Origin of the sequence: Pedobacter sp. UBA5917, from assembly GCF_002432345.1 — a bacterium.
GTDB lineage: Bacteria > Bacteroidota > Bacteroidia > Sphingobacteriales > Sphingobacteriaceae > Pedobacter.
The window spans coordinates 1-13,047 of the sequence record NZ_DJDT01000004.1 but is presented as its reverse complement, the minus strand read 5'-3'; the positions used below and the strand labels follow the sequence as shown (position 1 = coordinate 13,047).

Annotated in this window: 10 protein-coding genes; 4 read left to right on the top strand and 6 right to left on the bottom strand. The window is 39.7% G+C overall.

Annotated features, from left to right (window positions below):
- Nucleotides 1-425: 425 nt before the first annotated feature.
- From B2V92_RS00330 to B2V92_RS00315, 4 genes are all read right to left on the bottom strand, one after another.
- Complete coding sequence (locus B2V92_RS00330; protein ID WP_293303775.1) at nucleotides 426-1,859, bottom strand: TolC family protein; 1,434 nt, start codon at nucleotides 1,857-1,859, stop codon at nucleotides 426-428.
- Entirely contained in the window at nucleotides 1,852-5,022 is a 3,171-nt protein-coding gene (locus B2V92_RS00325) for an efflux RND transporter permease subunit (RefSeq protein ID WP_293303774.1), read from the bottom strand. The genes B2V92_RS00330 and B2V92_RS00325 overlap by 8 nt, the downstream gene beginning before the upstream one ends.
- A 23-nt stretch (nucleotides 5,023-5,045) precedes the next feature.
- Nucleotides 5,046-6,128: an efflux RND transporter periplasmic adaptor subunit gene (locus B2V92_RS00320; protein WP_293303773.1), complete on the bottom strand. Its 1,083-nt coding sequence runs from the start codon at nucleotides 6,126-6,128 to the stop codon at nucleotides 5,046-5,048.
- 517 nt (nucleotides 6,129-6,645) lie between these two features.
- Nucleotides 6,646-7,002: a DUF3592 domain-containing protein gene (locus tag B2V92_RS00315; RefSeq protein WP_422662143.1), complete on the bottom strand. Its 357-nt coding sequence runs from the start codon at nucleotides 7,000-7,002 to the stop codon at nucleotides 6,646-6,648.
- Between the two features lie 355 nt (nucleotides 7,003-7,357).
- Between B2V92_RS00315 and B2V92_RS00310 the strand changes: the two genes are divergently transcribed.
- Entirely contained in the window at nucleotides 7,358-7,963 is a 606-nt protein-coding gene (locus tag B2V92_RS00310) for a hypothetical protein (RefSeq protein WP_293303772.1), read from the top strand.
- Between the two features lie 31 nt (nucleotides 7,964-7,994).
- On the opposite strand, the gene B2V92_RS00305 is transcribed toward B2V92_RS00310, so the two are convergent.
- The gene (locus B2V92_RS00305) at nucleotides 7,995-9,266 is read right to left on the bottom strand and encodes an epoxide hydrolase family protein (protein WP_293303771.1); all 1,272 of its coding nucleotides are present in this window, start codon (nucleotides 9,264-9,266) and stop codon (nucleotides 7,995-7,997) included.
- Between the two features lie 244 nt (nucleotides 9,267-9,510).
- Here B2V92_RS00305 and B2V92_RS00300 point away from each other — a divergent pair, with 244 nt between their 5' ends.
- The 3 genes from B2V92_RS00300 to B2V92_RS00290 all read left to right on the top strand — a co-directional run bounded on the left by B2V92_RS00300 (nucleotide 9,511) and on the right by B2V92_RS00290 (nucleotide 11,722).
- Entirely contained in the window at nucleotides 9,511-10,245 is a 735-nt protein-coding gene (locus B2V92_RS00300) for an AAA family ATPase (RefSeq protein ID WP_293303770.1), read from the top strand.
- 130 nt (nucleotides 10,246-10,375) lie between these two features.
- Complete coding sequence (locus tag B2V92_RS00295) at nucleotides 10,376-10,930, top strand: hypothetical protein (RefSeq protein WP_293303769.1); 555 nt, start codon at nucleotides 10,376-10,378, stop codon at nucleotides 10,928-10,930.
- A 177-nt stretch (nucleotides 10,931-11,107) separates the two neighbouring features.
- Nucleotides 11,108-11,722, top strand: a complete 615-nt coding sequence (locus tag B2V92_RS00290; protein ID WP_293303768.1) for a Crp/Fnr family transcriptional regulator — start codon at nucleotides 11,108-11,110, stop codon at nucleotides 11,720-11,722.
- A gap of 91 nt (nucleotides 11,723-11,813) precedes the next feature.
- Here the strand turns inward: B2V92_RS00290 and B2V92_RS00285 are convergent, their stop codons facing one another.
- Nucleotides 11,814-12,542, bottom strand: coding sequence for a metallophosphoesterase family protein (locus B2V92_RS00285; RefSeq protein WP_293303766.1), 729 nt, complete (start codon nucleotides 12,540-12,542; stop codon nucleotides 11,814-11,816).
- Between the last annotated feature and the right edge of the window lie 505 nt (nucleotides 12,543-13,047).

Sequence of the window (13,047 nt, the reverse complement as noted above, 5' to 3'; positions counted from 1 at the left end):
CAAACGAGTGCATAAATAACTAGACGATTTTATCGTTTGTAAACGACAAACTATTCAACGCTCGTTAGAAACGAGCGTTAGCAAGGATCGCTGGGGAATTTTCCGCGCTTAGTTTGCGCTCGTTTCCAAACGAGTGCATAGATAACTAAACGATTTTATCGTTTGTAAACGACAAACTATTCAACGCTCGTTAGAAACGAGCGTTAGCAAGGTTTCACATTAAAAATGTGAATCTCGATCATCCGCGTTACAAACGCGGACGATGCAAAACGCTAAGGCTAGAACAGTAAATAACACCCCGTCCTAACGGACACCCCTCTAAAAGAGGGGAATAAAAAAGGCTGCCCCGGTTTGGAGCAGCCTAATAGAATTATAAGGATAATTTACTTAAAAGGGTTTGTGGTTAATCCAGAACCTATTGTTACCTAGTTCCATCCGCCACCAAGTGCGTGATAAATATCTACAACAGCGTTTAATTGTTGTTTTTTGGTTTCAATAAGTTCTAATTTTGATTGTAAAGCATCACGTTGGGTCATCAATACCTCAAAATAATCAGCCCTTGCTGCCTTAAACAAATCGTTCGAAATATCGATTGATTGTGTAAGCGCTGTTACCTGTTTTGATTTCAAGTCGTAACTTTTTTGCAGGTTGCTGATTTTAGATAGCTGATTGGCTACTTCAATATAACCATTTAAAATGGTTTTTTCATAATCAAAAACAGCCTGCAGTTGTTTCGCATTTGCTGATGAGTATTCTGCTTTTATGGCATTTCTATTGATCAGTGGTCCGGCCAGATCTCCTGCTAACGAGTAAATCAAAGATTCGGGTGTTCTTAACAGATAAGAAGGATTAAATGCCTGATAACCTATGCTGGCAGAAATACCCAACGAAGGATAAAACTGTGCTTTGGCCACTTTAACATCTAATTTCGCTGCTGCAAGTTCGTACTCCGCCTGTTTAATATCCGGACGGTTGGCCAACAATTGGGCCGGTAAACCTGTCTGCACGGTTGCAGGTACCAGATCGGTAAAGCTCGATTTATCCCTTATAATAGGTTGGGGGAATCGGCCTAATAAAAAATTAATTTTATTCTCGGTTTCGGTAATATCCTGCTGAATATCAAACTCTAAACTTTTCGAGCTCAGTACCTCTGCTTCGAATTTACGCACAGCAAGTTCGTTAACCCTTGTAGCCTGTTTCTGGATTTTCATCAACTCCAATGCATTGCTTTGCAGTTCGATTGTTTTCTTCACCGTTTCCAACTGGTTATCAGAAGCCAAAAGCTCATAATAAGAATTGGCTACTTCAGCAATTAAATTGGTGATTACAAAATTCTTACCTTCTATTGTAGACAGGTAGTGGTTAATGGCTGCTTTTTTCGAATTACGCAGTTTATGCCAGATATCTGCTTCCCAATTGGCCTGTAAGCCAAATTGATAATCGGGCAATATTTCGGGTACACCTTTACCTGGCGTAATTTCTGTAGAGGCATCGCCCGCACCCGAACTGGTGTAACGGCCAACTTTATCCAATCCGGCGCCAATACCATAACTCACACTGGGCAAAAGTTCTCCTTTTTTGGCCTTGATTTCGTTTTTGGCAATCTCGATATCCTGAAGCGTGATATTAAGCTCCTGGTTGTTTTTTAATGCCGTATCAATCAGGTTGATCAGATTTGGATCGGTAAAAAAATTACGCCATTTAACACTGGCTGTGCTTACTGTATCCTGCGAACCGTTAAAGGTAGCAGGTACATTTTTATTTTCGGTCCGTTGAGCTACTTCCGGTAACTTACAGGCGGTATATGCTGCGCATATTAACACCAAGCCAAGGCCTTTATAAAGATTATTCTTAAACATTATTCTCAATTTCTTCAGTTAATGGATGTTCTTCTTCAATTTTGATCAGCTTGTGTTTTGCTGCAATTGTTCCGAAGATATAATACAGTCCTGGGATTACAATTACCCCGAAAATGGTACCGAAAAGCATACCTCCGGCAGCAGCCGAACCAATGGTACGGTTACCGATTTTACCTGGACCGGTTGCAATCATTAATGGGATCAAACCTGCAATAAACGCAAAAGAGGTCATTAAAATCGGGCGGAAACGCACGCTTGCACCTTCCATCGCTGCCTTAAATACGGTAGCACCCTGGCTGTGGCGCTGCGTGGCAAACTCCACAATCAGCACGGCATTTTTACCGAGTAAACCGATTAACATTACCATGGCTACCTGCGCATAAATATTATTCTCCAAGCCTAATAATTTAAGGAAAAGGAAAGCTCCAAAAATACCCGCCGGTAAAGAAAGAATTACCGAAAGCGGTAAAATAAAACTTTCGTACTGCGCTGCAAGAACCAGGTAAACGAAGCCTAAACAGATCAGGAAGATATAAATGGCTTCGTTGCCCCTCGATACCTCATCTTTAGAAATACCGGCCCAATCGATACCGAAGCCCCTTGGCAATGTTTTCTTAGCCACTTCTGTAATCGCTTTAATGGCCTCACCAGAGCTATAACCCGGAGCCGATTGTCCGCTGATCTCCGAAGCATTGTACATATTGTGACGGGTAATTTCCGATAAACCGTATACTTTACGCATTTTGATAAAGGCTGAGAAAGGCACCATCTCATCGCGGTCGTTTTTAACCGATAGCTTTAAGATATCCTCTGGCAAAGCCCTGTATTGGGGCAAAGCCTGCACAATTACCTTATATTGACGGTCGTACTTGATAAAGCTGGTTTCGTAGTTACTACCCACAAAAGTAGATAGCGTGTTCATCGCATTATCGATACTTACGCCTTTTTGCTGTGCAATGTCGTTATCCACATCCAGCATATACTGAGGGAAACTGGCGCTGTAGAAAGTAAATACAGATGAAAGCTCTTTACGTTTATTCAATTCGCGCACAAAATCGTTGGCAACAGTTTCCATTTTTTTGTAATCGCCACTTCCCGCTTTATCCAATAAACGAAGTTCGAAACCGCCCGCTGCACCATAACCCGGAACTGCCGGTGGCTGGAAAAACTCGATGGTTGCACCAGGGATAGATTTAGATTTTTCTTCAAGCTCCTCGATAATCTCTACAGCCGAATGTTTACGCTCGCTCCAATCTTTCAGGTTAATTAAACAGGTACCAGAGTTCGATCCTGTACCTTCGGTAAGGATTTCGTATCCGGCCAATGATGAAACTGATTTTACACCATCAATATCCTCGCACATTTTCTGCAGTTTCTCTGCAATCTGGTCGGTACGCTCCAAAGTAGATCCCGGAGGCGTTTGGATAATGGCATAAACCATCCCCTGATCTTCGTTAGGGATAAAGCCCGAAGGAACACTTCCGCTCAATGCCCAAACACCTAAACAAAAGGCCACCAGTACACCAAAGGTTAAAATCCTGCGGCTTACCACTTTGCTCAATACCAACTCGTATTTGCCCGAAAGTTTGGCAAAACCGTTATTGAAACCATCCAGAAAACGGTCGATCAATTTTTTCTTTTTCGCAGTACCATGATTATTTTTAAGCATAATGGCACACAATGCCGGCGTAAGCGTTAAAGCCACAATACCCGAAAGGATAATTGCCGTTGCCATGGTAATGGAGAACTGACGGTAAAAAATACCAACTGGCCCAGACATAAATGCTACCGGAATAAATACCGATGCCATTAAGAAAGTAATGGCGATAATTGCTCCACCAATCTCTTTCATGGCCTGTTGTGTAGCCTTTAATACCGAAAGATGCCTGTCGTGTTCCATCTTGGCATGCACAGCCTCAATTACCACAATCGCATCATCTACTACTACCCCAATGGCGAGCACCAATGCAAACAATGTAATTAAGTTAAGCGTAATACCAAAAAACTGCATAAATACAAATGTTCCGATTAATGATACGGGTACCGCAATGGCAGGAATAAGCGTTGAACGCCAATCGCCAAGGAACAGGAATACCACTAAACCTACCAGGATAAAAGCTTCTACAAGTGTGTGGATTACTTTTTCGATAGATGCATCAAGGAATTTGGAAACGTCGTAACTGATCTCATAATCTAAACCTTTTGGAAATGAAGCCGCTTTAATTTCGGCCATTTTTGCTTTAACGTCTTTAATAACCTGACTGGCGTTACTACCATAAGATTGTTTTAAAACGATAGCTGCTGATGCCTTTCCATTTAAGGTAGAGTACAGGTTATATGCAGATGCACTAAAATCTACATCAGCAACATCTTTTAAGCGGAGTAATTCGCCATTGGGTGTTGCCCTTACCACGATATTTTCATAACCTTCTTTTGTATTGAAACGGCCTGAATATTTTAACACATATTCGAAAGCCTGCGAACGTTTACCCGAACTTTCACCTGTTTTACCTGGTGATGCCTCTAAACTCTGCTCATCAAGGGCTTTCATTACTTCATCAACCGAGATTTTATAAGCCTGCATGCGATCGGGTTTTAACCAGATACGCATGGCGTAATCCCTATCACCCAAAATATCGGCAAAACCTACCCCATCTACCCTTTTAAGCTCCGAAAGCAGGTTGATATCGGCATAGTTATACAGGAAGTTCTGGTTCATTTTTGGGTCTTTACTGTACAAGTTGATATACATCAACATGTTCGATTCCTCGCGTGTGATTTTAACCCCTTCGCGAACCACCAAAGGAGGAAGTTTATTGGTTACGGCAGCTACACGGTTTTGTACGTTAAGCGAAGCCTGATTGGGATCGGTACCAAGGTTAAATACCACCTGGATTGATGCTTCACCATCGTTACCGGCATCAGAAGCAATATATTTCATGCCCGGTACACCGTTTAGCGCACGTTCGAGCGGAATAACCACCGATTTAATTAACAATTCGTTGTTTGCCCCCGGGTACTCAGCCGTAATATTTACCTTGGGCGGAGAAATTGAGGGGAACTGTGTAACCGGAAGATAGCTGATGGCCAGCACCCCAAGGAACACAATAATAAGCGATATTACGATAGAAAGGACGGGCCTTTGTATGAATTTACTAAACATAAAATAAGTATGGAGGGTTTAGATTATTCTGTTTTCAATCTCAATTGTTTCATCACATCCTGAGGCTGCTGGAATTTGAAGGCGATTTTATCATCATCCTTAACCTTCTGCACACCTTCGAGCAAGATTTTATCTTCAACAGTAATACCGTCGCCGATGATGTATAAATCCGGTAATTCGCCGGCAATGGTAATAGCCCTCGAGTGTACTTTATTATTTTTATCGATTACGAAAACATAGGTTTTATCCTGGATATCGTAAGTTGCTTTCTGTGGAATAACAATGGCATTTTTTAATGGAACAACCATCTGTATTTTACCCGTTTCGCCGTTTCTAAGCAGGTTATCGGAGTTATTGAACCTCGCCCTGAAAGCGATATTTCCCGTTTCGTTATCAAATTCACTTTCGATCACCTCAACCTTACCTTTCGATTTAAGTAATTCGTTATTGGCCAGCAATAAACTTACTTCCTGCTGTCCTTTTGCTTTTGCGGCACTCTGATAGTTTAAATATTCGGGTTCTGATACGTTGAAATAAGCAAAAACCTGACTGTTATCTGATAAGCTGGTCAATAAAGCACCTTCATCAACCAAACTACCCAGTTTTAAGGGAATACGGTCGATGGTGCCATCAAATGGCGCCCTGATCTCGGTATTAGAAAGGTGGAATTTGGCCAAAGAGGTTTCGGCATTTGCCGATTGCAGTTTTGCCTTGGCCATAGCCAGTTCATTTTTGGAAACAATATTCTTATCGGAAAGCAATTTGGTGTTTTCAAGCTCAATTTCTGCCGATTTGGTTTCAGCCTGTGCTTTTAACAATTCGGACTGTGCAGCTTTCGGCATAATTTTAAATAGCAATTGACCAGCTTTTACATGCTGACCTTCATCTACATAAATATTTTGGAGATAGCCCTTTTCCTGTGCCCTAACTTCGATGTTGCGTACAGATTTGATCTGCGAAACATATTCTTTAGTAAAGGAAGTATCCATTCTTAGCGCTGTGGTTACCGCATAAGTAGCTACTTCTTCTTTTTCTTCTTTTTTCGAGGTACAAGCCGTTACGTAAAGCATAGCACTAAGGCCAAGGCATATTACAACTCTTTTCATTTTTTTTTGTTGAATGGTTAAATCTGATTTATTTTTTTTCTCTAATTAGTTTGGCTGAGCAGCATTTTTTACGACATAAGCAATATGCAACCGCGTTGCGAAGGCTTAAGAATTTCAATAAATGATGGTTACTCAACGATTTAATTCGATAGCGAAATAAATACAGATTTATGAAGTTTAAATGAAGTTGAAATTCATGTTTCTTTTCTAAAAACCGACTTTCAATAAGAAAAAAGCTGATTTTCAGCAACAAAGAGAAAATCCGGACCATATTACCAACCAATTCATCAAAAAGTGATCGCTTTTTGATGAAGAAATATATTTTTTTGCCCTAAAAATTACATTTCCTTGTTCCGGGCTATTTTTAAATTAATTGAAAAAATTGTTTTTGGAACAGATTTAACGCAGAATTTAGCCCGAAGATTTATAGAAAAAGCTGAAGAAGATAAACTTCTCCGGATACACCACCGAGCAAGGTGCAACGCAGTTAAGGGATCTATCGGGATAATTATCAGATTTAGTTCGGCTGAACCAAAAACAGATATAAAAAGTATAGCAGTCCGCCCATTCCGGTGATCATCAATAAAAATTCAACAACGGCCATTCCTTTAGAAATTATTACAATTTCTTCGGGACTGTTTTGATTATACATGATATCTATCTGATCACCAACACGGTGCAATAGAATGGGTGTTCTGTCGTCGTCAGTTACATCAATTCTTCTACCGTCAGGGGTTACGAAAAATAAACTTATAGTGTAGCTTGTTTTATTACCCCTCATCATTTGGTTTACAGCGGTTACAGTAGCCTGCGTTTTTAATCCACTTTTGGCTAACTTCATCCGGTCTACAAAGCGTAAAAGGCCAACCATCATTATTACCAAGCTAAAAAATATAGCACAGATCATTTCAAATTCGGTCAGATGGAGATCAAATAACATATCTGTAAAAGTATGTAAATTGAGTGATAGTTGATTGTTTTACGAACGTTAAACCAGATTATTACAATGTATTTTTGGATTACCTCAAACAAGAAATATCTCCCGAAAATACTTTACACACTTCGGCAGCGTTATTATAATGATTTTGACATTGGATTTCTAACCGGATAATCAATCTCTGGCAGATCGGGTTTATGGAATAGTGTTCGGTTCAACATCATGCAATAAGATTAGCGGACATGTACAGCGCGCTGCCAATCGAATGCAACCTAAAACCTGTTAACGCTCAATGAATAAACTTTTTCAATTGCTCTGTATTGCAGTGGCTCTTTTCTTATCCGGCTGTCAAAATAAAACAGATTCGGATCAATGGGACAATGCCTGTCTCGATCCTGGCTTGCCAAAAAACATCATTTACCACGAACTTGACCAAAAAGGAGAAGTGTTTTCTTTTTACGAAAAACACGATAAATCGAAACGTACCAGCAATGTATCTTACTCGAGCCTTGGTATACACGAAAAACCGGATACTTTGGGAACAACATTCAACAATTGCAGGGCATATTATTCAGGATCTGATACTTTACTGATCAATATTGGCATTAACGGCCCTTTCGGAGGACACGGCCTGCTCATTAAATATGTAAACAAAAAATTTAATACCGAAGCCTATATGCTTACAGATCTGGTTATTGAAGGAGAAACTGCGCCAAATCAAAAGATCATCTATCAAAAGTTAAACTTAAACAAGGAAAGCTATGAAATTGGCGACAGTTTGTTTGGAAAAATTGAATTTAAATCCATCGATCAGGATCAAGCGGGCGATACCATTTTGCAATATGGCCATGGCAATTTCAGGGCACTGGTAAAAGAACGAAAAAAACCTAAATACTAGATTTAGGTTCTTTTCTATATTAAAAATAGTGTTAGCGTAAGGATTTAAAAGCCGCACGCAGCTCTTCGGCGAACAACTGGGGTTCTTCCCATGCTGCAAAATGGCCTCCTTTTTTCACTTCGTTGAAATAGATCAGGTTGTGGTAACTTTTTTCTGCCCAGCTTTTTGGTGCCCTGTAAATTTCGCCCGGAAAAACAGTTATTGCAGCCGGGATAGCAATATCAACCGCATTAAAATTATTGGCATTGTTTTCCCAGTATAACTGTGCAGAAGATGCCGCAGTATTGGTTAACCAGTAAAGTGAAATATCATCAAGCATCTCATCTGGGGTTAACGATTGCTCTGCGTGGCCGCCACTATATGTCCATTCGTTAAATTTATCCAAAAAGAACGATGCAAGCCCAACAGGTGAATCGGATAAGCCATAGCCCAATGTTTGCGGACGGGTTACCATCATTGCAGCATAACCGCCTCCCTTTTTGTATAGGTAATTGAGCGATTCGAAAGCTTCTTTTTCTTTGGTCGAAAGCCCTGCAGGGGCAACTTCTCCATTATTGAGTGCTTTTGCGACATCAACGGGAACTGTGGCAGGCATATTTACATGGATGCCCAATAGTCCTTCGGGTTTTTGCATTGCCATTTTATCAGCCACTACCGATCCCCAATCGCCCCCCTGCGATACATAGTTTTTATAACCGAGGCGTTTCATCAGCACGTCCCATGCTTTTGCAATATGATCTGCATCCCATCCGGTACCCGTTGGTTTTCCGGAAAAGCCATAACCCGGCATAGAAGGCAGCACGATATCAAATGCATCCCCGGCTTTACCACCAAAAGCAGTAGGATCGGTTAAAGGGCCAACCAGTTTAATGAGTTCAAAAACGGAACCCGGCCATCCGTGGGTAATAATAATCGGAAGGGCATTGGGATGTTTTGATTTGATGTGCACAAACTGGATATCAAGTCCATCGATATTGGTTACAAACTGTGGTAGTGCATTTAATTTCGCTTCAGCTTTACGCCAATCATAACCTGTGCCCCAATAACTTACCAGTTTCTGGATCTGCTGGAGTTTTACACCCTGGCTCTGATCGCTTACGGTTTCTTTACCGGGCCATCTGGTTGCCAGAATACGTTTACGGAGATCGTTCACTGCTGTATCGCTCACCCTGATATGAAAAGGCCTGATTTTTTCATCACCATTTTTGTCTGGTTTATTTTGTGCAAAGCCCGGTGCTGCACTAAAAATAATTGCAGCTGCAATCGCCGTAGCGGCTAAAAATCCCCTGTGTGTTTTGTTCATTTTCATTTGATTCGTTTTTTATTTGTTGACCAAAACTACCCTGAATACGGGCCTGCACACAGCATTTTTAAGTTAAACGGGCATATTAAGCGGGGAAACGGTAAATTGTTAAGTTGAAATAGACAGGTTATGGAAATGCATTTAAAATAAAACGGGACAATTTTGCATTGGATATAAACCAGCGTATTTCTTCATCATTTGATTATCTTTGTTTAAAAAAAACAGAAAGCGTAACTCCAAAGCAATGCCTTTTTTATCACAGATATCGTTACCTCCATTGCGGGGTGGCATTTATACTTCACAAATTCCAAGTTTGCGTGATGGTTTACAGCTCAGGTTAAAAAACAATGTAACGTTTTTTGTAGGCGAAAACGGATCCGGTAAATCGACTCTGCTCGAAGGAATTGCAGAAAAATGCGGATTTAGTTTAAACGGAGGAAACCGCAATCACAATTTAAATACAGGATACCGATTTGAAGGTTATGAATCGCCGCTAACAGAGATTTTAGAATTATCGTGGACCCCAAGAAGGATAAACGACGGATTTTTTATGCGGGCAGAAAACTTTTTCAATTTCGCCAGCTATATTGATGAACTGGCATTGGAAGACAGCCGTATTTTAGAGGCTTATGGTGGACGTTCGCTTCATGAGCAATCGCATGGCGAATCTTTCTTATCGCTTTTCAATAATCAGTTCGAATCAGGAATCTATATCCTCGATGAGCCTGAGGCAGCACTATCCCCTGCCAGGATTTTAGCCTTTATATCGGTTATTAACCAATTGGAACAAAGTGGCAGGGCACAGTTTATCATTGCTACCCACTCGCCTATATTGATCTGTTATCCGGGAGCAGACATATACCAATTTGATGAAGATGGCATATCCGAAACTACTTACGGGGATACGGAACACTTTAGCTTAACCAAATCATTCCTGGATAATCCGCAACTTTATCTCCGGCATTTAATTAACCGTTAAGTGGTATATACCTGTTGACAAAAAAAATAACCCTTTAAAAATAAAACACTTAGCAGCAAATACTGTATTTATTTATAGAATAATTACACAGCACTGCGGGCAAGCCTTAACTTTGCAAAAAATTACCATAATGAACAGTACCCAATCAAAAGCGCTCGACCTAGTTGTAGGTATCATTAAAGATACCATTAGCGATATTAAAATCGAAAACACTTCGGCAAATACCGTTACCCTAAAAGACGGAAATGCCACTATACAGTTAACCCAGCGTGAAGGTGAAAATCCAGATCAGGAAATTGTTGTAATCGCAGATCCAAAAGACATTATTTACAGCGAAGACCTTCTTCCTGAACTAAACGACCTTACCTCGGTAACCGTGATTATTAACGGACTTACCATAGAAACACACCTGGTTTTTCAGGCTGTGAGGGATTGTTTTGATCAGATCAGTAACAGTTACGAATTTTTGAAAATCTATGAAAAAGACGTAAACACAATAAAAAGCGGGTTTAAATTTGGAAGCAATGCCTTTGTATTAACGGTATTGAATGAAAAGGATCAGATTAATATCAGTACCGAATTTGCGGCTTCTTTTGATGCAGCAATCAGAAAAACGGTTGAAGCAGATGCACTTAAAGTACAAACTGCCGTACATAAAATGGTTAAAGTAGACGGCGCAATTTAACGCGACTACTATTTACCGGAAAAATAGCCCTCTGCAATAACACAGGGCTATTTTTTTTGCATTACCCGACCGAGGCAAAAAAAATATAAGCTGCAGTATTTTTTTTCAAAAAACCAAAAACCCCTTTTAGGAATACTTCGTATATGTGTAAAAATACCAAACATATACCAAGTTCAAATGTCCCAGTTCACCGAAAACCACTACCTGCTGCCACTTATTAAGTATTTTGAACAATTCCATCCTTTATCAAATGGTTTTATAGCCGACCATGTATCACATTGTAAGCAGCTTTTTATAAAAAAGAATAAATTTATCCTTTCTCCCATCGATCATAATTTATCGTTATATTTTGTAGTAAGCGGTTTGGTAAGGGGATTTATAAAAGATAATGGTAAGGATATTACCACCAGATTTAGTTTTGGGAATGAAACCATCGGCGCCATACACCATCCAAATAATATTTCTCACCATTCTATCGAGTATCTGCAGGCATTGGAAGATTCAGAAGTAATCTGTATTCCATTCAGCCTGATCGATTCGGTTTACTCCCTCTACCCCGAAGCAAATATAATCGGCAGAAAAGTACTGGCCTTTCAATATTACGCAGCTTCAGAACGTTCTATTTTGGCAAGGATCCCCAATGCCGCACGACGTTACCAGCGGTTTGCGAGCGCAAAATCTACAAAAATCGATCGGATCCCATTGAGCTGTCTGGCCAGTTATCTGGGTATGCGCAGCGAAACCTTAAGCAGGATCAGAAACAAGGAGGCAAGATCATCATTGAGTAAATAACTATCCTGTTAAAACACTTTTTTTTTCCATTTTACACCGCACTTAAATACACCTTACAAAAGAGCTATTCTATATGCATATTCAATGTTGTTTAACACTTACAAAGCAAAAAATCGGCATAAAAATCGGGGATTTCACTTTCGTATATGGCCTGAGCTAAACTTTCTATATCGTAATCTAATTTTATAATCTCAGCTTTTATATCGGTATCAATACTTAGTATACAATAGCTAGCTTTTCGGTCGTCTTCCCTGCTCCTGCCTACTGATCCACAATTAACCAAAAGCACATCTTTCTGATATTTGATGTATGAAGCATGCGTATGCCCCATTACAAGCGCATCAACAGGTTGATCAGGCAGCATTTTTAATAATTCTTCGCCAGCGTGGGCTTCATAAATATATTCATCGTTACTTCTCGGGCTGGCATGCACCAACAATATATTTTTTATGCCATTACCGGTTTTAAAAGAAAGCATTAACTGGTACGGCCGTTGGGATAGCCATGTTTTATTAGCTGCAGTGATTGTTTTTTTACTAAAAGTAATGGCCAGGTTACGCTGAAAGGTTTCTTCTACATCGTGATGGGGCAATGGAATAATAGGCTGGTTAAAACCTATACGTTCATCATGGTTTCCTAAAAGAGTGGGAATATTCCTTTTCTTCATTACTGCGATTACTTCGTTTCCCCATGGCGCAAAATCGACCAGATCGCCCAGGCAATAGATATCCGTAATCCCTCTCTGATCAATATCATCCAAAACTTTTTCTAAAGCAATAAGGTTGGCATGTATATCACTGATGATGGCTATCTGTATCATAATCTATTTTACTTCGGAAGGTATTTTGGTTCAAAAGTAGGTCGTTCTACCACGTCGGCTATTGTACTAATCAATAAAATAATGGTGTTTTTAAATCATTATGTAAAAAATATGATATGCTCATCTAACTATATAACTAGCGAAAAACACGTCGATATCAAAAAAATAAAAAAATTCTAAAACAAAGTAATAGGTTGTTTGTCTATTAAACACACCTACTTATTTAAAACAGATCTATTAGCTTTGGTTAGTTAAAAGATCAAAAAAGGGTTATCACCAATGGTGGTAACCTTTCCTATTTAAAGATGGATTGAAAAGTTAAGTTTTGGTTATTGCTATGCCATCTTCTATTATGTTTCCCGCAGATTAGGCCGATAAACGCAGAAAAGTTTCCCTGATGGTTATAATTGGTAATTGATATTTAATCTCCATCATCCATTTTACATCATTTTCACCATTAAGAAATTAAGGGCATTAAGATGCTTTACTAAAGTTTACTCAGGAA